The organism is Paenibacillus sp. HW567, assembly GCF_000374185.1.
Taxonomy (GTDB): domain Bacteria; phylum Bacillota; class Bacilli; order Paenibacillales; family Paenibacillaceae; genus Paenibacillus_AQ.
Map to the genome: position 1 here is coordinate 2,800,180 of NZ_KB910518.1, position 22,323 is coordinate 2,822,502.

17 protein-coding genes are annotated in these 22,323 nt (G+C 52.0%); 2 read left to right on the top strand and 15 right to left on the bottom strand.

What is annotated here, in order from left to right; translation table 11 throughout:
- Positions 1–47: 47 nt before the first annotated feature.
- Positions 48–881, bottom strand: coding sequence for a helix-turn-helix transcriptional regulator (locus tag B212_RS0112690; protein ID WP_019911173.1), 834 nt, complete (start codon positions 879–881; stop codon positions 48–50).
- 147 nt (positions 882–1,028) lie between these two features.
- On the opposite strand from B212_RS0112690, the gene B212_RS0112695 reads away from it, so the two are divergent.
- Positions 1,029–3,083 (top strand): beta-galactosidase, encoded by a 2,055-nt coding sequence (locus tag B212_RS0112695; protein WP_019911174.1) that lies wholly within the window; start codon positions 1,029–1,031, stop codon positions 3,081–3,083.
- A gap of 75 nt (positions 3,084–3,158) precedes the next feature.
- On the opposite strand, the gene B212_RS0112700 is transcribed toward B212_RS0112695, so the two are convergent.
- From B212_RS0112700 to B212_RS0112745, 10 genes are all read right to left on the bottom strand, one after another.
- Positions 3,159–6,524: a HEAT repeat domain-containing protein gene (locus B212_RS0112700; protein ID WP_019911175.1), complete on the bottom strand. Its 3,366-nt coding sequence runs from the start codon at positions 6,522–6,524 to the stop codon at positions 3,159–3,161.
- A gap of 255 nt (positions 6,525–6,779) precedes the next feature.
- Entirely contained in the window at positions 6,780–7,703 is a 924-nt protein-coding gene (locus B212_RS31385; RefSeq protein ID WP_019911176.1) for an alpha/beta hydrolase, read from the bottom strand.
- Between the two features lie 83 nt (positions 7,704–7,786).
- A complete protein-coding gene (locus B212_RS33150) occupies positions 7,787–8,194 on the bottom strand; it encodes a MerR family transcriptional regulator (protein ID WP_019911177.1) in 408 nt (135 codons plus the stop codon).
- A gap of 39 nt (positions 8,195–8,233) precedes the next feature.
- Positions 8,234–9,571: a hypothetical protein gene (locus B212_RS0112715; protein WP_019911178.1), complete on the bottom strand. Its 1,338-nt coding sequence runs from the start codon at positions 9,569–9,571 to the stop codon at positions 8,234–8,236.
- Positions 9,568–10,656, bottom strand: coding sequence for a DUF58 domain-containing protein (locus B212_RS0112720; protein ID WP_019911179.1), 1,089 nt, complete (start codon positions 10,654–10,656; stop codon positions 9,568–9,570). Before B212_RS0112720 ends, B212_RS0112715 begins: the two co-directional genes overlap by 4 nt.
- Positions 10,657–10,658: 2 nt before the next feature.
- Positions 10,659–11,636 carry an AAA family ATPase gene (locus B212_RS0112725; protein WP_019911180.1) on the bottom strand — a complete coding sequence of 326 codons (978 nt, stop codon included), beginning with the start codon at positions 11,634–11,636 and terminating at the stop codon, positions 10,659–10,661.
- Positions 11,637–11,850: 214 nt separating this feature from the next.
- On the bottom strand, positions 11,851–12,828 hold the full coding sequence (locus B212_RS0112730; RefSeq protein ID WP_019911181.1) for an aldo/keto reductase: 978 nt from the start codon (positions 12,826–12,828) through the stop codon (positions 11,851–11,853).
- Positions 12,829–12,931: 103 nt separating this feature from the next.
- Positions 12,932–14,413: a pectate lyase family protein gene (locus B212_RS0112735; protein WP_019911182.1), complete on the bottom strand. Its 1,482-nt coding sequence runs from the start codon at positions 14,411–14,413 to the stop codon at positions 12,932–12,934.
- Positions 14,414–14,434: 21 nt separating this feature from the next.
- Entirely contained in the window at positions 14,435–15,655 is a 1,221-nt protein-coding gene (locus tag B212_RS31395) for a right-handed parallel beta-helix repeat-containing protein (RefSeq protein ID WP_036669323.1), read from the bottom strand.
- Between the two features lie 995 nt (positions 15,656–16,650).
- Complete coding sequence (locus B212_RS0112745) at positions 16,651–17,511, bottom strand: DUF421 domain-containing protein (protein WP_019911184.1); 861 nt, start codon at positions 17,509–17,511, stop codon at positions 16,651–16,653.
- 161 nt (positions 17,512–17,672) lie between these two features.
- Between B212_RS0112745 and B212_RS0112750 the strand changes: the two genes are divergently transcribed.
- Positions 17,673–17,879, top strand: coding sequence for a DUF1657 domain-containing protein (locus tag B212_RS0112750; RefSeq protein WP_019911185.1), 207 nt, complete (start codon positions 17,673–17,675; stop codon positions 17,877–17,879).
- A gap of 157 nt (positions 17,880–18,036) precedes the next feature.
- Here the strand turns inward: B212_RS0112750 and B212_RS0112755 are convergent, their stop codons facing one another.
- Genes B212_RS0112755 through B212_RS0112770 form a run of 4 tightly spaced genes read right to left on the bottom strand, consistent with a single transcriptional unit; the run spans position 18,037 to position 22,168 of the window.
- Positions 18,037–19,140 (bottom strand): Gfo/Idh/MocA family protein, encoded by a 1,104-nt coding sequence (locus tag B212_RS0112755; protein ID WP_019911186.1) that lies wholly within the window; start codon positions 19,138–19,140, stop codon positions 18,037–18,039.
- A gap of 19 nt (positions 19,141–19,159) precedes the next feature.
- Complete coding sequence (locus B212_RS0112760) at positions 19,160–19,891, bottom strand: ThuA domain-containing protein (RefSeq protein WP_028530794.1); 732 nt, start codon at positions 19,889–19,891, stop codon at positions 19,160–19,162.
- Between the two features lie 39 nt (positions 19,892–19,930).
- Positions 19,931–21,091 (bottom strand): Gfo/Idh/MocA family protein, encoded by a 1,161-nt coding sequence (locus tag B212_RS0112765; RefSeq protein WP_019911188.1) that lies wholly within the window; start codon positions 21,089–21,091, stop codon positions 19,931–19,933.
- 36 nt (positions 21,092–21,127) lie between these two features.
- A complete protein-coding gene (locus B212_RS0112770; protein ID WP_019911189.1) occupies positions 21,128–22,168 on the bottom strand; it encodes a LacI family DNA-binding transcriptional regulator in 1,041 nt (346 codons plus the stop codon).
- Between the last annotated feature and the right edge of the window lie 155 nt (positions 22,169–22,323).

Genomic DNA, 22,323 nt, shown 5'->3' on the forward strand with positions numbered 1-22,323 from the left:
AAGGCCGCGAACGAGCGGCATGGCTGCTGCATAGAACTCTTGCCTGCTTATAATCCGAAGGCCCGTCTGTACTGGTTGGGCGGTATGCCTTCCATTTGTTTGAAGACTTTAATAAAATAGCTGGATTGCTGAAATCCCGTCTGGGCGGCTACCTGTGCAACAGATAGCTCCGTCGAAACCAGCAGCAGCTTCGCTCTCACCAAGCGGCAATCGGTTAAGTAACGGTTCGGCGTCTTCCCCATGATCGCCCGGAACAGACGCAGGAAATGATAGCTGCTGTAACCCGCAAGCCTGGCCATTGCCTCCAGTGTCCAGGGGCGTTCGCATTCCCGGTGGATTATATCCGCCGTGCGGCGGATGGAGTGTCTGATCTCCAGCGGCACCGATCCGTGCAGCGGTTCGGAATTCTGCAGCAGCGTAGTCAGCAGCTCATAGAGCAGGGCCGACAGCCTCGGCTCGCTGGAGGTTGCATAAGAATCACTGAGCCTGTACATCTCCTCCATGACGGGGATTAGACCTGCTTCTGGATCAAATGCAAAAAAATAACCGCGCGACTGATCTACCTCCTCCAGCAGAGGAAGGGATATCGACGTCCCGAAATGCATCCAGCGCACCTCCCAGGGCTGAACAGGGTCAGAGCCATATTGCTGGTAGGCACCTTTCGGGAACAGGAATCCTCTGCCCCGCCCTATTGGAATCCGTTCACCATCCTGAAAAACATACCCTTCGCCGCCAAAAACCAGATGCAGATTATAACTGTTCAGAAAACCTTCGCTTCTTCGCTCCGCATGCTGCGGAAAGTCAGTATAATGTCCCAAAAATTCCGGGTAACACACATAATGCATGTACGCCGGCGCCGGTAACACCCATTGTTTTTTCATTCTGCACCCATCCCTCACCCGTATTAAGCAAGCACGCAATATAATTATATAATAGCAATATTGTGTTATATGAGAACCCATTAGCCTAATACTACAATAGATTCATAGCGTTCATAAAGCATATTTTTTACACTTGGAGGTTGGAAAATGAAGACTAATGCCAATGCGGAAACGTTCGAGCTTGGTGTCTGCTACTACCCTGAACACTGGCCGGAGCAGCTCTGGGCTGACGATTTCCGGCGCATGGTTGAAACCGGATTCACGATTGTACGGATGGCGGAATTTGCCTGGTCCATCTTTGAGCCGCAGGAAGGCGTGTTTCAGTTCGGGCTGTTCGACCGGGCCATAGATCTGGCTCACAGCTATGGATTAAAGGTCATTCTCGGCACGCCGACCGCTACACCTCCGGCCTGGCTGACCGAGCGTTATCCCGAAGTGCTGAATGTGACTTATGACGGGGTAACTCTGCAGCACGGCTCCCGCCGTCATTATAATTACAGCAGCCCCAAGTACAGGGAGCTTTGCGCCAGAATAACCACACAGCTAGCACAGCATTATAACACTCACCCGGGCGTGGCCGGCTGGCAGATTGATAATGAGCTGAACTGCGAGATCAATGTGTTCTATTCGGAGAGTGACCATCAAGCCTTCCGTGAATGGGTGCAGGCCAAATACGAAACACTGGAGAGACTGAACGATGCCTGGGGGACCGTCTTCTGGAATCAGACCTACACTAGCTGGTCTCAGGTCTTCCTGACGCGTCCCACCCCTTCCCCGATGCAGCCCAATCCGCATCAGGCGCTGGATGAGAAGCGGTTTATTTCCGACAACGCAATTTCTTTTGCCAGAATCCAGGCGGATATTCTCCGTAAAGTTGCCCCTTCCCAGTGGGTGACCACCAACGGCTTGTTCGGCCATCTGGACAGTCATGAGCTGAATGACGAACTGCTGGACTTTTTCAGCTATGACTCTTATCCACAGTTCTCCACCATTAGTGATGATTCAAATGAGGTTAACCCGCTGCGGGACCGGAGCTGGAGCCTCTCGTTGTCTGTAGTCCGCTCCATCAGCCCGAACTTCTGCATCATGGAGCAGCAGTCCGGCCCCGGAGGCTGGGTCAACCGCATGGATATGCCGTCTCCGAAGCCCGGTCAAATGCGTCTTTGGACGTACCAGTCCATTGCGCACGGAGCAGACAAGCTGCTCTACTTCCGCTGGCGGACGGCAACGATGGGCAATGAAATCTATTGGCATGGCATCAATGATTACCATAACCAGCCCAACCGCAGGGTCAAGGAAGCGGCGCAGGTTGGACGGGAGCTGGCTGAAGCGGGCAAGCACATCGTCGGAACGCGGAACGAAGCGAAGATTGCCCTTCTCCGTGATTACGACAATGAATGGGACGGCGAATACGACGTCTGGTACGGGCCTTTCATGTGGCAGAGCAACAAGGAATGGTTCAAGGCGCTCCAGAAGCGGCATATCTCGAATGATCTCATTTACTTGCGCAGCAAGACCACGCTCGAGGACCTGACTCCTTATGAGGTGCTGATCTATCCGCATCCGGCGATTATGAGTGATGCGACCGCGGCGCTGCTTGATCAATATGTGCAGCAAGGCGGAACGCTGATTTTTGGCTGCCGGACAGGCTACAAGGATACTCGCGGACAGTGCTACATGCGGCCTTTTCCCGGCGCAGCCAAGGACCTCTGCGGAATCACCGTAGAAGAATTCACCCTGGTCAAAGGTACCCGCCCTGCTACCTCCATACAGTGGGGCAATGATCCTGAGGCGCTTACCGGAGCGGATGCCTTCAATGATATTCTGCATGTCGAAGAGGACAGCGTTGAGATTATGGGCACGTACGCTTCCGATTATTATGCCGGCAAACCGGCGGTCACCAGAAACAAACGCGGAACAGGCGAGGTATGGTATTACGGAGCCGTATTTAACGAACAGGCCGCGCTCAAAATCGTTGATAGCCTGAATTTAGCATCCCCGGTTGCAGATTGGCTGGAGCTGCCCGGTGAAGTTGAACTGCAAATCCGCAAAAGCGAAACCGCCAGCTACGTGTTCCTGCTTAACTACAGCGAAGAACCCGTAACCATCCGGCTCAAAGCACAGAAAAGAGATTTGCTGACAGGCCGGACAGTCTCAGGCTCCTTCACACTTGAAGGCTTCGGCGTTCTGGTGCTCTATTAATTCCATTTTTGAAAATTAAAAGGCTCCTCCACACCAAAATGAGTTCGAGTGCGGAGGAGCCTGCCATATGTATGGCTATTCTATTGCTGTCCAAGTGTCTAGCGCAAGCGAGCTAAGCCCGACGTTTGTATGATTTCTATATAATCTTAAGCGGTGCGCACAATCTGGATTCCACAATAAAGCACTCCCAGCAGCTTCAAGCAAGGAAAGTCCAATATATTGAGATTCATAACGGTCTTCAGACCACAATAAGTCTACAATTTCCAGCACTACTTCCGGACTCCAGTGTCCTTTGTTATCCTTCAGATTTATGGCAATCCCTCTATATGCATCGCTTAAAAGATGTGGCTGATCCGTAATGCAATTTACAATATGCTTAAGGTAAGCAACGGATTCCTCGACATTATTCCAATCTATTGACGCTATATAAAATTTCATCACAACATGCTTATATGTTTCATTTGACGCTAGACAGTCGATAATGCCCATATATAAAGGCACTAGGCTTGAACGTGTATGCTTTGGCATAGAGGTTAACTTATTCGTAAATTTCAACAGGCGTTGCCGATAAGGCACATCTCTTTGCGTATCCGCATTCCATTTCTCATTTATTGTAACACTGGCCAAATCCTCGAAAACACCGATCACAAATTCATTTACCCTGCCGTCACGGCATGTTTCTGCCAAGGTGTCCATTGCAGCATTCCATCTGGTACGGTCTTCTAAATCAACAATAGCCTTCGCAGTGACACTCGCAATCCTTTCTTCACTTCCATTTGTCCACTGCCGCATACAATTGAAAGCTTCTCTTCCAACAGCCGCTTCCGTATGGCTTGCTATTTTAATGATTAATTCTAAATACTTGGACCGATAGGCTGCTGGAAGCTCATTCGGCCGTTGGTACAGCAGGCTTATTGCTACGTCACTTTGTGATGAAGCCGCGATTGCACTTAAAATATTCCACCCGCGTTCATCATCCAGAAACTGTCTCGCTGCATGTCCGATTGAAATGATTACATCCTTATGCACATTTGTTTTGCCGGACTCATTCATCAGCAACGCAAGGCTTTCACCGCTTTTATAGGCACCCAGCAGCCTAATGGCCTCTTTTCTAACAGTGATCTTAAGCTTGTCGCGGTTTAAAAGCTCTTGGAGCATTGAAGTTAATGCACCCGGATTAACTCTACGAATACATCTCGGTATCGAATACATGGCTACACGCGCCCGGTCTCCATCTAAATGCTCCAGCAGAATTGGAAGCGCCTTTTCCGGCTCTTCAGTTAATGATAATGCATGAAGTACAGCCTCTACTACTGATACTTCACCATCTTTCAAAAGCTCTATGAGCTTGTTTGGGAAAAGATCAGGCATTCTTGCCATTATCTTTATAGCGCTTGAACGCTCCCAAAGATTTCGCTTAGTGTCGGACGCCACTCTTTCTAGTAGAGAACTTAAGGATTTTTGCTGGCGTGGCAGCCACCTGTCAAATCCGTTCATAGCCGGGACAAGATAAATGGTTTTACCTGTTAAAAATTTACCTTTAATCGTTTCTCCAGAAATAAACGGGTCCAGCCATTCCTGACGTTTCAAATGCACATGCCGGAACACTTCGTTTATTGTAATAAATGACTTATCCCAAGCCAGTAATTCTTTGACTCTTTCATCACGTGTATTTCGAGGCGCAAGCCATTGTCTTGTCGCTTGTACAGCGATGCCATCTGGTTTTGCCTTTGTTGCTTCCTTTAATAAGTCCTGAAGCTTTATGATATTAAAGCCTCTTTTTCCAAACGAGCTTGCCAGAGCAATCACAAAATGGTAATTTTCTTTTTTGTTCTCCTCCACAGCTAAGGGATACAGCTCGTCAAATAGGGTCAGCTCAATTCCTTGTGGCAAATTTTTCTCTAGTGAGGGCAGCGTAAGCTGACCGGTCTGCCTGGCCAGTTTGGTAATCGTACTTAAAGAGAATTTAAAAATCCCGCTTTTGGGACTAGCGCTGTTATACTGCATAAGACCAAAGGCTAATTTTTGTGTTGCCATACGTGTAGCGTATGAAGTATCTCTAGCTTCAATAACACTATCCACAAGCAGGGTAAGCTCTTTTGTATGTTCATCTGTAAAAATAGAGGCAGGACATTTCGAAAGCTCAGTAAGCACCTCACAGCGCACAGGGTCCTGATCATTTTTGATCCGGCCCAGAAACGTCAAAGTCTCAGCAACGCCATTCCTTGATAGCGCAGTACTCTTGATCAGTTGCACAAGCGCTCTTGCACGTTCCTCTGCATTTGATGCCTGCACCGCTTTTTGCAGCAGCTCTCTTGAATTATTGATTAAGCGGCAAGCCGTAATATAAATGGTCTTGTCCCGGTCATCACTGATTTCACGAAGGCCCAACATTCGGGCGGCTTCCTTATCACGCAATTTATGCGGTAAAATATAAAGCAAAGCTTCGGGAAAAATACGCTCCCGGCGTTTATCTTCCTCATATACTGCCTCAAAAATCTCTTCACGATTTGAAGGCGCAATATGATGAAGTAATTTTGCTATATGTATGGGATTCTCTGCAAGTAATTTAGCCAGTCCAATCCATTGATCCTTCGATAAATAATTTCTCCGTTTCAAAATACCCTCAGGCACACCATGAGCAAGCAGATCGCTTCGCGACTCCTTACGCGTCAGCAGCATATACACAGCATCAGAATTTATGCGGACTAAAGTACCGAGCTGTTTTTTTAGCACAGGATGTATTACATCTATTGGACCTAACGTCATTGCACATTCCAACATCAAATCCGCCTTGAGCCTGCATAAAATTTCGGCAGCAGATGAAAACCTCCACCAAACGTATACCCGTTCCCGGGGTGGTGCACTTTCCAAAGTGGTTCTAAAATACTCCGCTACCAGATCAAGATGACGATTGGCTAATTTGGACCAATTTTCTATGGCATATCCAAGATCTGCAAGCCATTTACGGACTATTTCCTTAGAGCAGGCTGGCAGTAAGATGGATGCCTCCTTCGCTCCCCACCGGGCATACACAACAGGCAATAAACGATCTGCTAATTCCTTGCGTGTACTGCCTGAAATATTGCGCAACAATTTGCGGCGGCAATCATGAGATAGCTGGGGAAGTTCACGTTCAATGTCACTATCTGAAACTACTTTAACTAAAAGCCCTGCCGCCCTGCTTCTAACACTAGCCGTAGGATGCTGTAATGCTGCCAAAATAACCTTAGCGTCCATTGTCACACTAGCGCCAATTAGTGCAAGATAGGCTTCATATGCGCCCCCCTCCAGTAATGAAGCAATCAATTTGGAGTACTGTCTGGACCCGTTATGATCACGGCCTAATAGTGCTATTCTGTTTATCCGGTCTGAATAACCTAGCGAATCTAATTCTTTTAGCAGATTTTTTTTATCCATAAGGTTTTTTTTGAAAATCATAAGCCGCTCCTTTCTTGTTTTGTATACATAAACTGAACTAAAGATTTTCATATTAGGTCTGGTCGTCACTGCGGGGAATGTTTGGACTTCCGGCCGCTGTTGTCTACAGATTTCTTGATTTATACCGCTTGTAGCGGATGAAATCCGTAGACAAAGGCGGACGCATTCGCTCCTCCAGTTCCAAACTTCCCCTCCGCACTCCACCTTTTTCATGGATTTTTTTAGTTCAGCTTATATGCATTTGTTTCATTGAACCTACTCTTTCAGGTTCCAGATGTTCTTAACATAAGTGCCGATGTTCCCGATCGCCTGCTGCCCTTCCGGGAGGATTGCGGCTATCATTTGAAATACGCTCCACAGGTCCTCCCAAATTTCAAGTGTAACCTGAACTCCGGCAGCACGTGCTCGCTCAGCCAAGCGTTCGGCATCGCTAAGCAGTACTTCCTGATCACCGGCCTGAATCAGCAGCGGCGGCAGTCCATGCAGATCCGCTCTCAGCGGGGAGAGCAGCAGAGGCATGTCTCCGGTATAGTCTCCCAGATAATCCTCCAGAATCCGTTGATTACCCGCCCGGCTTCCCGTCGGGTCCAGCTCTGCCCTGCTGTCATAGGATTCTCCGTCCAGATGAACAAGATCGCTATGCGGAGAGAGCAGAAAGGCAGCAGCGGGCAGCTTCTTGCCATCATCCCGCAGGGTAATCAGTGTCATAAGCGCAAGAGAAGCTCCTACTGAATCTCCTCCTAGAATAATGTCCTTATGTGAATAGCCCTCTGCAAGCAGCCAGTCATATGCGGCCAGGCAATCTTCATTTGCAGCCGGATAGACATGCTCAGGGGCCAGGCGATACTCCACAGTAAGGACACGGGCACCGCTGGCCGCCGATATACGTGCAGCCAAGTCCCGATAGATTTCGCAAGTGCCGGAAATAAAACCTCCGCCGTGATAATAGAGGATCACTTTCCCTCTGCCCGACCCGGCAGCTTCATCCGTGCAGTCAACCCACTCTCCATGCAGCCGGCCGATTGTTACACTCACAGCTTGCACCCCGGGAAGTCTTGGCAGGCTTTTGGCAGCAGCTATCAGGTCCTCACGGATTTGCGTTACAGTTCGCACACCATTTCCATTGTTTTGCTTCAGATGATTTTTTATTGCGTTCAGCATATCTGTACGGTTCGACATCTTTGTTTTTCCTCCTGTCAGGTATGATGCCTGCATTGTAAACCCTGTATCTGAGTACAGAGTCAAGAGGAAAGCGGCCCGGCTTACGAATCCATATGCAAGATTTGCAGAGTCTCCTCAACACCAGGGTGCCGATTGGCCGAGAGAAGATTTCTTTTTAGAGCGCCAAGCTGAACCTTGATGTTCTCGCGTTTGGCAATCTCAAGCTCGACAGCGATGATTTTCCGTTCAATTGCCGCAATAAAATCAGGAATTCCGATGCTGCTGTCAGATGATTTGACGAGTGCTTTCTTGATTTCCCGCAGCGTAAATCCGCAGCTCTTGGCGTTCTGGATAAAAGCAACCCGCTTCAGCGTCTCCTCGCTGTAGACCCGGTAACCCGCTGCCGAGCGCTGGGGTACCGGAAGCAGTCCGTGCTTCTCGTAATACCGCAGCGTTTCAGCATTCACATGCGCTTCCTTTGCCAGTTCTCCCCGTAAATAGCGGACCATTACTAACCCTCCAGTCCAAGTCCTCTTATAAAAGCGTCGTTATAGCTTCAACCGCTCCTTAAGCGAAGCCACTTCAGCCGCCGGAGGATCAGCCTCTCCGTATCTGGCCTGATTGTACAGATGGAGAAGCTCCCCCGGCGCAGCCGAAGCGCCTTCCTGATCCTTACGCGGCCGCTTCTTGACAGCAGTCTGCGCCCATTCGGCCACATCCGCTTCTGTCTCCTGGGGCGTCAGGTAGCGTTTCACCTCATACCCGGCAGCACGTTTGGCATTCAGCCAATGACGGTATAGCCAGCGCGTCTGCTCGCGGGAACTGTCCATATCCTCCCACCGGTCCCGGCGCGAGGCTGGAATCAGCTTGTTGCGCCAATAGTCCTTAACCCCCTGCACCGTTTTTTCCCAGGTGAAGATGCTCTTCTCTTCATCCTTGTAGGCTGCTGCCTCCGGCGGCAGCTCTCTGCGGAGCATGGATAGTACGGCATCCATCATTCTGCGCAGCAGTCCGCCTGTATTGCGGTAGAGCCAGCGCAAGCCATAATACAGCAAGATCGCTATAACCGCTGTCGCCAAGGCATAGAAGGCAAAATTAAGAATTGTAGCGAGCAGACCCGGGTCGTTCGCTTCCGCCGCAGGCAGCTCAGGCATTGCCGGCGGCGGAGCGGCTTCGTTCTGCGGGGACTCCTCGGAGCCCGAGAACAATTGGCTAAGCCAAGCGAAGATCAGCCGCACGGCCTGCCACAGCATCAGCCCAAGTGCCCGGCCCGCACCGGCTGCCAGCGCTGCGGCCACGGCCACAAACACAATGACGAACAAGCGGTTATGGCGGCGCAGCCCTCCGGGAAGCCGCGCGGTCTCCCCTGCAAAGGAGCTATAGCGCAAATGGCTGCTGTTGGAATCCAGCAGAGCCAGAACCAGGCACAGGCTTCCGCTCCAGGTCAAGATGGACACGCTTGGCTGGAGTACAGGAATGCGGGCATAGCTAATAGCGGCAATGAAATACAGGGCAATCCCGATAATGTAAGTTCTTAACCGGTTGCTCTGGCGGGAAGCCGCGGTCATGCCCATATACGCATATAGGAACCCGCCGGCAAGCAGCGGCAGTGCTTGGATTGAAAGTGCTCCCGTCAGGAGCAGCGCTGCCGTACCAAGCTGCAAAGCGATAACGAGCCTTTTCCACTTCCGGTTGCACCATTTCCGCTGAAGTACACCCGCCACCGCTACCAGCGGCAAGGTATACACCCAAGGCAAAGCACCCTGTTCAGGCTGCAGATAGACCTGCAGGATGATCCACACAGGAAGGAAGAGCAGCCACACTGCGAACCAGGAGAGCCAGAGCCGAATACCGGCTATTAGCTCCTGCATTGTCCACCGCTTCATGCGCTGTCCCTCCCTTCCGCCGGAATATCCAGCCACTCTACACCATTACCCAGCCTCTTAAGCTGCTCGGCGGCAACCTGGAGCTCCGTACCCCGGTGACAGGAAATGATCAGATAATCGGTGTCGCTGGCTCCACTCTCCACTTCCAGTTCCAGCAGCCTGCTCATTGGCAGCGTTCTGTCCAGGTTCAGCCTGGCCAATAGCCCCAGCAGGTCTTCAAGCCGGTCCACTTGCTCCGCATGAACCGGGTCACGTTCTCCTTCGCCATCCAATCTTCCATTGCTAAGCAGTCCGGTCTCGATGCCATGCCCCATCCCATATTCTGCAACAGTGGCGGCATACCGGATTCCCAGCTCAATCCGTTCAACATCCGTGACCGTTCTCCACATGGAATCGCTGATCTCCACATTCAGACAGATGACCAGCCTGGAATCAGCCGTATAATCCTTTTTGTGCACCTGCAGTTGTCCGGTACGGGCTGTCGCCTTCCAGTTAATCGACCCCAGAGAATCCCCGGGACTATACTCACGCGTGCCTGCTGTAAGGAACGGGTCCTCCACAATCCATCTTTTGACCGGCAAATCGCCAAGCCAGCTATGGATCGGGAGGGGGAGCTCATGCAGTTGCAGCATCACGGGATACACCATTAATTCGAGCTGCAGCGGAAAGGTTCTGGTGCTCCGGCTAAGCCCGAACAAGTCCCCTGTGGTCATGGTGGCCGTATCCAGGCGGAATAACCCGCGCTTCTCACAGCGGACCGAATGTCTGCGTTTGATATGACGGTAGGATCTTAAGTAGAACAGGCTCACATGGTTCTGATAAATGTCGCCGCTGGAAATGCCCAGATTTTCCTGGCTGCCGAAATCCAGACCCCGGGCAAAACTCGATTCCAGCCGCAGCCAGGGCAACGGCAGCAGCTTGGCGTTGACGATTTCCTCTACCATTTCAACCTGCTCCCCTTCATAGACAGCTTTGGAAGAGAAGTAACGGGAATAACTGACCTTCTTGAGCGCATTCCGCTGGTAGACCGCTGAAATGAACATCAGCAGCAATACAGTGCTGATGATGAACCAGGGCAGAGTCATCGCTATTCCACCCTTCCGCCTCTATATGCGGAAGCCGTCTCCGCAGGAACCTCCACTTCACGCAGCACTTGCTCCACAAGCTCGGCGGCCTGCCCTTCCCGGGAGCCCGGTCCGCGCTGGAGGAGCAGGCGGTGCGCCAGCACGGCACCGGCAACTGTCTTAATATCATCCGGCAGCACATAATCCCGGCCTCTGAGGAGCGCGTACCCCTGCGAAGCGCGGAGCAGGGCGAACCCTGCCCGGGGACTTGCTCCGAGCCTGACTGAAGGCGCCTTACGGGTAGCTTCGACAATGGAAACCATATAGGCCAGCAGATCATCGCTGACGCTGACCGCCGCAGCAAGCCGCTGGAGCTCCTGAATTTCTCCCGCTGCGGCAACGGGTGCCGTATCCAGCAGTGGATTGCTCTCGCGGAATCTTTGCAGGATGTGAACTCCCTCTTCAAAAGTCGGATAACCTGTCGTAATCCGCATCAGAAACCGGTCGAGCTGCGCCTCCGGCAGCGGAAAGGTCCCTTGGCTGTCCACCGGATTCTGCGTCGCAATGACGAGGAACGGTGCATCCAGCCCATGCGTCACACCGTCAATCGTAATCTGCCGCTCCTCCATGCATTCCAGCAGGCTGGACTGGGTTCTGGGCGTAGCCCGGTTAATCTCGTCAGCCAGCAGAATACTGGCGAATACAGGCCCGGGGCGGAACTGGAATTCACCGGTCTGCTGGTTATAATAGTTGATTCCGCTCAGGTCCGACGGAAGCAGATCCGGGGTGAACTGAATCCGCTTGAAGGAGCAGTCCAGCGAGCGGGCCAGCGTCTTGGCGAGCAGCGTTTTTCCTGTGCCGGGCACATCCTCCAGCAGTACATGACCATTCGCCAGCAGCGCAGTTAGAAGCAGGTCCACCCCCTTTTCCTTGCCGACAACCACCTTGCCCAGATTAACTCTAATCGCTTGTATTATTGCCGCAGCTTCCTGAAGATTCATGAGGAATAACACCATCCGTTCCATATATTAGGTATGTATTAGAGTTTAATCATACCAGAAAGCGCCTCCAAATTATAATAGATAAGTCTCAGCGGAAATAATATAGCCGCAGCTATACCCTACAGCATGTATGCAACGCAAAAAGGAACCGGCAGCCGCCGGTCCCGCTTCGCAGCACCTTCAAATCCATTCAGTCCATCTCAGCCCAAATATCCTAATAACCAACCACCGGATGCGGAAGGTAGGCTTCTTCCAACCGCAGAATCTCTTCCGGGCTCAGCTTAATTGATACCGCAGCAGCCGCATCGTCCAGATGCTCCGTCTTCGTGGCTCCAACAATTGGAGCCGTCACCGGCTTCTTCTGCAGCACCCAGGCTAGCGCCACTTGGGCACGCGGAACTCCCCGTTCCCCGGCGATTTCCTTCACCCGGAGCGCAACAGTCCGGTCGGCTTCTTCGGTTCTCGCATACAGTGACTTGCCGAATTCATCGTTTGCCGAACGGGTGCTTGTGGCCTCCCAGTCTCTCGTCAGCCGGCCTCTGGCAAGCGGACTCCAGGGAATTACGCCAATTCCCTCCGCTTCACAGAGCGGGAGCATCTCCCGCTCCTCTTCACGGTACAGCAGATTCACATAGTTCTGCATGGACACGAACCGCGTGAAGCCATTGCGTTCAGCGACATGCAGCGCCTTGAGAAACTGCCACGCAGGCATCGAGGAGGCACCGATATAACGGGCTTTGCCTGCTTTGACCACGTCATGCAGCGCCTCCATCGTTTCTTCGACCGGCGTTGCCGGGTCCCAGCGGTGAATTTGATACAGATCGACATAATCCGTACCCAGCCGCTTCAGGCTGTGGTCAATCTCAGTCATAATCGCCTTGCGCGACAAGCCTCCGCCATTGGGACCAGGCCGCATTCTTCCGTGCACCTTGGTTGCAATAACGACTTCATCACGTGTGGCAAAGTCCTTGAGCGCTCTGCCGACAATCTCCTCGCTCGTTCCATCGGAATAGACGTTGGCGGTGTCGAAAAAGTTAATGCCCAGCTCCAGCGCCTTCCGGATAAACGGACGGCTCTCCTGTTCATTGAGGGTCCAGGCATGATTCCCGCGTTCAGGAATGCCGTAACTCATACAGCCCAGACAAATCCGTGAGACATCCAGCCCGGTAGAGCCAAGTTTTACATATTCCATAACTGACAGCAGCCTCCCTATTAGATGATATAAACTACCAATCTTATATAGTATATCTCTGCCAGCTACATTTGAAAAACCAAGCCCTATCCGCTCATTTCCCTCAATACGATGTTTTCAGCCAATTCTGCTTGGCCCAGCTCAGCTTCCCTGCTCCTGAACCATCCGAGCCTGTCAATCTGGCGGCCAGTGTTGCAGGATCATCGGGTGTGTAGCTGTAAGGCAGCGCCGATATGCCAGACCAGGTGAACGGAATAACTGCGGCTGGCACTGGAGCCAGCGGACTTCCTGCGGTATCGCTATTGCCTCTAAAGAGGGCTCCGTTCATAGAGTAGATCGTATCGGTTGCTTTAATCTTACCTGTGTAGCTGGCGTCAGCCGGATCGGTCTGATTGTTGCGCAGCGGATACAGAATATCTATAATACTGGACTTTTCAAGCAATACAGCCCCGCCTTCCGTAGCAATAGAACCGTTGCTGGTGACCGTAAAGTGATAGCCTTTGGAGGCAATAGCCGCTTCCATCGCTGCTGTGATTCTTGATTTCGCTGCCCAAGCGGCAGAGTTATCCGCCAGAATGTTATATACATGGGCATTCCCTCCTCTGAGACGCGGCAGGCGGTCCTGAATGTCCTTGTAATAGTTATGATGCAGCGTGATCGTTAATTTGGCGTTGCTGGCATCAAAAGATGTCGCACCGACCAGGTGCCCCTTTTTCTGCGAGCTTGCGATTGCGATCACATCATCCTTGCTGAGTCCCACGGCGCTGCTGCGAAGGTAGGCATACATTGGATAAGCAGAAGGATTGGCCTCCAGCGCATTGATCTGCCGGGTTACCCAGCTATTTGCACTTCTGTCGTCTCCCTTGAAGGTAGACCAGGAGATCGTTACACCGGTAGTGCCTTTTTTGGAATCGACCAGCCCGTCATAAGCTTTGTTGAAGGTACAGTGGTCAATCCATACATTAGTATCCTCTTCAAGTGTGATGTAGTCCCAATCATTTTTGTCATAGTCGCCTTTGGTGGATTCATCCCATTCCCACAGCTCATCAAATTCCAGATTGCGGATGATTACATTCGAGCTGCGTTTGATGGTAAAAGCAACATGCTTGAGCTTGGCTCCATTAGCCGAAAAAATCGTCAGCCCGTCGAACCCGTCCAGATTGATCTTGCTCACTCCTGTCTGTAGCAGCACCGGATGGGTTAACGGCGAATTATGGGCGGAAAAAGGCGAGGTCCGGGCCGCAGAAGGAAGCTCATTCCAGCCCAGGCTCAGGTCATTCATAATTTCCACGACCTTTACACCAGAGCCTTTCTTGAGTGCCGCCGCCAGGTCTGTTGCGTTATACACCTTCTTGTACAGCGTGGTGTTCGATTCGTCCACGATACCGCCGCCGATGTTCCCTGCGGAGAATCCGGCCAGATTATAAGCGCTTAGCGAACCTGCCGCTGCAAGCGCAGAAGTCTCCGGTATTTCAGACAATTCCTCCACAGAAGCGGCGCTGGCGGGGAGAATGCAAACAATTGCCATAATTAGTGCAACGCCAAGCGCTGAAAGGATTTTGAACTTCAGAAATTTCGCCGTCATATATTTCCTCCCACTTTAGGATTATTGAATTGTTGCCCCGATATTCGTGCCGCTTGGAGTGCCGGAACCAATCAGATCGCTGCCGCTGGCCAGCTTCAGGAAGCCGCCGAGGCTGAACGAGCCATCCGCATTCCGCACAACCGAAGGGGTCAGGCTCACGAAATCGGCGCTGCTTGCCACAAGGCCTTTGGCATTAGTGCTGGCGTTGCTTTTCCACCAGACATTGGTGCCGGAAACATCCGTGCCGCTCGTCTTGTCGCTCGATGTGCCGGCAAAGCTCAGGTTGTTCGTGAACACATGTGTGCCTGCATCAAAAGCAAAGTTGCTCTGGCCATTGCTCCATGAGGTATTGTTGGTCAATTGAATAGAGCCGGGGTTGCTGTTGTAGGTGAAGCCATGCTTTTTATTCTGGAAGGCAATGCTGTTCGTCACAATATGATTTACAGCAATCTTGTCGCCGCCCAGCTTGAAGCCGTTTCCGTCACTGTTGGCTGTTGTGTTGCCGTCCGAGGTTTGCCCATTTTTGTAAGCGATGCTGTTCTTGATCGTTACGACACCAATCGGGCCGGTTTCCGACTTGGAGTACAGATCCCATCCGTCATCCGTATTCCAGGCCGAAATACATTTGTCAAAAACATTGCCGGGACCAATCGTCAGCTTGGCGGCAAAGCCATCGGCATCCTCTCCATTGTCAGGATCGAAATTATCATGGGAGTATACGCCGATAATCTGGTTGTAGCTCGGCCAGTCGCTCATACTTGCTGCCGATGTAGCATAACGGCTGATTTGCAGACCGGAGTCACGATTATGGTGGGTCTCCACATTCTCGATGATATTGTAATTGCCGCCGATGAAAATTCCGTTATCTCCCGCGCCCTTAACCTCAAGCCCTTTTACCTGCCAGTAGTGTCCAAAGATTTGCAATCCGCGTTCAGTGGAGGCAAAGCTCTCGGCGGAGAAATCAAGCACCGGCTTTTCACTTCCGTAAGCAACAATGCTCTTGCGTGAACCGGAGGCGCCGCTGTTATCCCGCTCAATAGTAACCGGCGAGGAAAAAGCATACGTACCCCCCCGCATATAGATGGTGCCGCCAGCCGCTACCTTGGTTATTGCAGATGCAAGTGTGGTAGGGCTTCCAATCGTCCCGGCATTGCCGGCTGCACCGTTCGGAGCCACATATATCGCACCCGAAACCGGGGGAGATGTAGGTACAGCCGTTGGAGTAGGCGAAGGCGTTGCTATAGGAGTTGGAGTAGTTGTAGGTGCTGTTGTCGGGCCGGTTGTCGCTGTTGCGCTAGGTTTCGGAGTTGCCGTAGCAGTTGCAGACGGTGTTGGTGTGCTCGTACTGGTACCGCTTACAATAATGTTGTCAAACTTGGCAGCGGTCTTATAAGCGACTAGGCCAATGCCCCCGGATGTTAAAATGTTATCGTGTGCATTTAACTGCAGCTCATTATTCACATACATGCTGATCGAATCCCCGCTTAGTTCGAGCTTAACCGTATACACAGTTCCCGCTGTGATTGGATAGTCTGTCTTGACCGCAAGCGTGCTGCTTGCACCGCCGGATTTTTTGCGGATCTCAAGTGTCCCGCCATTGCTGTTCGACAACGAAGCGGCGTAGTAGTTATTGCCGTCCACATAGCGGCCGCACACATAAGTACGGTTGCTTCCGTTAAAATTCTCCACCTTAACATCAGCCTGAACGCTGTAATTGCTCCATGAGCTGCTGCCTGCCGAGGTGCGCCCCTCGGTGCTGTCCGACTGGTAATATACAGATGAGCCGCCGTCCTTAATCACAGACCATGTGCCAGTCGTGCTGGTCCAATTGCCGGCATTGCCGGACTCAAAATCATCGCTGAAAATACTTGCTGCTTGTACTGAGGGTATCCCCCATTGTAAGCCGCCAAAAGCAAGTGCAGCAGAAAGCGCAACGCATGCGGTGAGAGCAAATCTCTTTTTAATTTTCACGTTAACATTAACCTCCATAGTGTTTTGTATTTTTTAACCAAACAATGATCTTTTCTGTCAGCCTCCTCTGATTCGTAATATGCAGATCGCTGAGGATTCTGTTTTTTTGCAGCGGTCAGCCTAATCTTCACTATAAGTAAATATTTGTAATTGTACAGATGTTTTTAAGGGAGATTATTACATATATGTGAACAGAACAAAAAACCAACAAAAACGGATCATTTTTGTTGGCTAGTTCTGCTGTATACGTTGCGGCACCGCCGGATTCAGCTTTGAATGAAAGGCTTCAGCTTTGTGAGCAGAGCCTGCAAATCCGCAGAGCACTGCTCATACATTTGCTTGGCTTTTTCATTATTGGTTGACAGGCCGAACATCTCCAGGTCCGCTTCACATTTCTTCAGCAAGGCATAGAGCTGCGGTTTGTCCTGCGGCTGCGGCAGCTCCACACTGTCAGTATATAAGTCTACAGTCAGCTCGCCGTAGGAATCCACCTGACCCAGGTAGACATTTTCAGCGGTCACTTCAAGCTTTCCCAGCTCACCATCCAGCCAGGCGCGTGTCAATCCGAGAGTATCCAGCGGTTCATCCATAATTTTGCCATCCATAATTACTGCCTGCGTCTCCTGCTCCGGCGCTACTTTGACACCGAGATGCTTCGGCGTTAGCGGCTGGTTCTCCCGGGTAAGCAGGACGTTAATCATCCCGTCTGACTCCATAATAGCGAATTCCACATCCGCTACCTTGAACACATCTTTTTTCCGCAGCTCTGCCAGCAATTCATCGGTGGTCAAACGCTCTTTTTTCATATTGTCTTCGAGGATCTTTCCATCCTTAATCAGCACGGTCGATTTGAAATCAATGAAGTCTCTGATCTTTTTGCTCTTGATCTGCAGGAACTCGATGCCCAGCGAGAAGCCTACCCAGACAACAAGGGCAATGATGCCCAGGTGCCACGTCTTTTCCGTATCCAAAGATATGTAAGCTGCCAGACTGCCTATGGTAATGCCTGTAATGTACTCAAAGAACGATAGCTGTGAAACCTGTCTTTTCCCAAGCAGCTTCGTCAAGAAGAAGAGTACGACCACCGCAAACATCGTTCGCCAAACAACCTCCAGCCATTCAGGCATTAGTGAATCCTCCTTATCTATATATCAAGCGATGTACCAACATTCATTATTCGTAAAATGGAGTGAGATTAACCAAGAAAATTTTTCTTGTATGTAATCCAGAGCTCCGGCAGATACTATGTTGCGAAAATTACGCGCCACTATCCAAGGAGGAATATGAAATGACAGTAGCCTCACAAGTAAAGACCTGTGTCTCATCTTTAAAAAGCGCCCAAGCCAGCTTGGAGCAGTTCGCAATGGAAACCCAAAATAAAGATGCCAAGAACCTGTTCACGAGTGCCGCGAAGCAGACCCAGCAGATCGTTGATCAGGTAGAGAGCCGCGTAACCGAGCTGGAAAAAGAAGAGCCGCAATATAAAGGATTCTAGTCCAGCCTGCACAATCCGGTTTCGCAACACAAAAAGCTCCTCATTCGCATGGCTAATGAGGAGCTTTTTGTGCGGAGTATGCTTCCGCTATGAAAGAATCCGGGGAACAGAGATTGCCCTTATCCGTCCTTCCAAGGCTTGACAGCATCCACCCGGTTTAATCCAGTGTATATGGCTCCAGCCCAAGCGGAAGCGGGGCTGGCCGTTTGCAGGTGCTTTGCATTTCATAGAACCGTTGGGAATCCGAAGAATCATGACAAGCCCACATGGCTTCCAGCACATGATAAGCCAGCTCACCACTGGCGCGGTGCGTCCGGCCGCTGCGGATAGCGTAGGCCATATCCGCTGGTCCGATTCCCCGGGTATTCTGGTCGTAGCCTGGCAGGAGCGGCTGCTCACTCCACTCGCTTTCTCCAATCCGGCGGAATTTCACCGGGCCGCCGAAGGTATTGGGGTCAGGCACCTGAATGGTTCCTTCCGTGCCGTAGATTTCAATCGGCGGCAGGCTGCTGCCGCCAAAGATGTCAAAGCTTGTGATCAGCGTGGCAATTGCGCCGCCGGCAAATTGCAGCGTTCCGGCGACATGGGTCGGAATGTCCACCGGAATCTTTTGCCCGGCCTTCTTCTCGCTGGTGATGGTTCTCTCTTCCAAGGCTTTGCCGGTCATCCCCGCTACGGTGCGGATGGGTCCAAGCAGTTGTACAAGTGCCGTTAAATAGTAGGGGCCCATATCAAACAGCGGTCCGCCGCCGGCAGCGTAATAGAACTCCGGATCAGGATGCCAATGCTCATGTCCCCGGCCCAGCATGAACGCTGTTGCTGCAACCGGACGGCCGATAACGCCGTCTTCAATCAGCTTCAGCGCCGTCTGGATACCGGCTCCCAGGAAGGTTTCGGGAGCGCTGCCGACGAGCAGCCCTTTTTCTGCGGCCAAATCCAGTACTCTCCGCCCTTCCTCCCTCGTAACGGTGAGCGGTTTCTCCACATACACATGTTTTCCGGCCTCCAGCGCCCGGGTGCTGATCTCGGCATGTGCTGCAGGTATCGTTAAGTTGATAACGATCTCAATCTCCGGGTCTTCCAGGAGCTGATCCACCGTATAGACAAGGGGAATTCCGTAGTTTGCTGCCTGCTCCGCTGCTCTGGCAGGGTCCATATCCGCACAGGCGGCAAGGTCCAAAAGCGCGAACTTTTGACAATTCTCCATATAGATGCCGCTGATTTTGCCGCAGCCGATAATGCCGACTTTTACTTTATCCATCGTCCTGATCGCCTCCGCCTTATAGTTGGCTGTCCGCCATGCCGCTGTAGCCGGCGACAGCCGCTTGATCTTTTAACGCCGCCTGAGCAATCTCTTTGCCGTCCGCCGCCCAGAGAAAGCCGCGCCGCATCAATTCCTTCACGGAAGGTAGATCAACGATATCGGCATGGTGGCCCAGCGAATTGTAGTAGACCCGGCCATGACCCCAGCGTTTGGTCCAGACAACCGGCATATCTACCGCTTTGTTAGCGGCATGCGGCCCATCCACAATGGGGAACCGTGTTGTAGCCAGAATCTCCACCGCCGGATCATAATGAAGATAATATTGCTCAGTGCAGACATCAAAGTCGCTAATGCCATCAACAAGAGGACTTGAGCTTGACCGGATTTCCACCTTGTAATGAACCCCGTCATTGCCTGGATGGGCAACCCACTGTCCACCTGTCATGAACTGCCAATCCACATTGTTACGGAAAGAGTCGCACATGCCACCGTGACAGCCCGCAAGTCCCGTTCCGTTCTGCACGGCTGCCGATACATTGTCCACCTGCTCCTGGGTGATTTGCCCCATCGTCCAGACCGGAACAATCAGATCAAGGCTCAGCAGCTTCTCCCGGTCTCCAAAGACCTCCAGTGTATCTGCAACCTCTACCTCGAAACGTTCCTGGCCCAGCAGCCCGGCGAATATTCCGGCAACCTGCTCCGGCTCATGACCATCCCAGCCGCCCCATACGATTAATGCCTTCTTCATCATTGTCACTCCTTCTCCTGAATACTAATATTGAAATAACTACATTTCAGAAATTGGAATCCAGCGGCGTTCCTCAATGGAACGTTCCACTGCCTCCAGCACGGCCTGACATTTCACACCATCGGCAAAGCTTGGTACGGGCTGGCGCCCTTCCGCAACAGCGGAGGACAGCTCCAGTATTTCATGAATGAAGGTATGCTCGAACCCGATCGTATGTCCCGGCGGCCACCACGCTTCCGCGTAGTCATGGGCGGGATCGGTGGCGAGTACACGCCGGAAGCCCTGCACATCCTCAGCATCTGAGCTCAGATAAACCTCCAGCTCGTTCATCCGCTCGAAATCAAACTTTACACTGCCCAAGCTGCCATTGATCTCAAAAGAGTTGGTCGAGCGGTGACCGGCAGCAAAACGTGTGGCCTCAAAGCTGCCAATCGCACCGTTTGCAAAACGTGCCAGGAACAGTGTGGCATCATCTACCGTTACCGGTCCTTTAGCTGCATTGGCACCCGCCCGGGCACTAAGTCCGGTCATTTCAGTTGCCAAAGGCCGCTCCTTGATGAAGGTTTCACTCATGCCGATCACTTCCTCCATATCTCCGATCAGGTAATGGGCCAGATCAATCAGATGCGCGCCGAGGTCGCCATGTGAGCCGGACCCGGCGATCTCCTTCTGCAGCCGCCACACTAGCGGGAATTCGGGATCAATAATCCAGTCCTGCAGAAACCAGGCGCGAAAATGATAGATTTTTCCAAGCCGCCCGCTCTCCACCAGCCTTTTGGCCAGCCTTACAGCCGGAGAGAACCGGTAATTAAAGCCAACCATATGAATAACACCGGCAGCTTCAGCAGCCTCCAGCATTTCGCGGGAATCCGCCAGGTTCAGGGCCAACGGCTTCTCACAAAAGATATGCTTGCCCGCTTTCGCCGCCGCAAGCGCAATTTCCTTATGGACATTGCTTGGCGCGTTAATATCAATCAGATCAATATCGTCGCGGGCGACCAGCTCTCTCCAATCGGTTACCGTTTCCGACCAGCCTAGCCGGGCCGCCGCTTCCTGTACAGCCGCGGTATCCCGTCCGCATAACACGGACATTTCCGGCTTAAGCGCTTTCGGGAAAAACATCGGCAGACTGCGGTACGCATTGCTGTGCGCCTTCCCCATGAACTTGTAGCCAATCATTCCGACACGAAGCTGTTTCATCTGATTCCTCCTCAAAGTGATGTAAGTGCAGATTCTTCAAGCCTTTAGCGATGAAGCACGAACCACCAGCTCAGCGGGAAGCTTGACCCGAATGATTTCGCCTGTTTCCTGGGCTTCGCTGCCCTCCGGGAGGGCCAGCACTTTAGCCGCAGCAATTTCTCCCAACTGGTAAAAGGGAACCCGCACGCTGCTCAGTGCAGGTGTCGCCAGCTCTGCGGCATCCGAATCGTCATAACCGACGATTGCCGGCATCTTCTCTCCCGGTATGCCCAGCTCCCGCAGTCCTTGCTGCAGGCCAATCGCCATCCGGTCATTGGCTACGGCTACAGCTTCAATGCGCTCAAGCTCCGCAGCAATTTGCCGTGCAGCGGCAATTCCGCTTCTGCGGCTGAAATTCCCTTCGAACAGGAGCGACTGGTCCAGAGGGATGTCAGCATCCGCCAGAGCATTCGTATATCCGGACAGGCGGTCGCGGCTGTTCGAATAGGCCTCCGGCCCATTCAAGAAAGCAATTCTGCTGAACCCCTGCTCAAGCAAATGCTTCACCGCAAGGCGGCAGCCCAGAACATGATCGGCATCCACCTCGTGAAAGTTCTCGCCCTCAAAATGCTGGTTGACCAGACAGAACGGGTGCCCTTCGTCCTTCAGCTTCCTTAGAGCGGCAAGCTCTCCGGCGTCCTCTTTGGCCCCAAGCACGATGCAGGCATCCACCTTGCGCATACGGAACAATTCGCTGTAATCCAGCGGTTCATCGGCATCGCGGAAGATCATTAACAGATCATACCCCTCTTCTCTTGCCCGGCTCCCGATACCGCTGAGGATTTCGGAGAAGTAATACGCGGAGAATAACCGCGCTTTGGGCAGGTAAGGCATAATCACACCCAGGTTGCCGCTCCGCCTGCGGGCAAAGCTGCGGGCCAGGGAGCTTGGTGTATAGCCAAGCTCTCTGGCAGCAGCCAGCACCCGCTCCTTGGTTTGCTCCTTAAGCGGCCCAACGTTGTTCAATACGCGGGAGACGGTCGCCTCGGAGACTCCCGCCAGCTCGGCAACTTCTTTGCGGCTTGCGATAGCAATCATCCTTTCCACAAGGTAAGTCTATATAAGCTGAACTTTAGATTTTCATGTTGGGCCTGGTCGATACCGCTCCTACAGTTCCAAGCTTCCCCTCCGCACTTCTGGCCGTTTTAGGGTTTCTTTAGTCCAACTGATATAGTTTCGAAATTCATAATGTA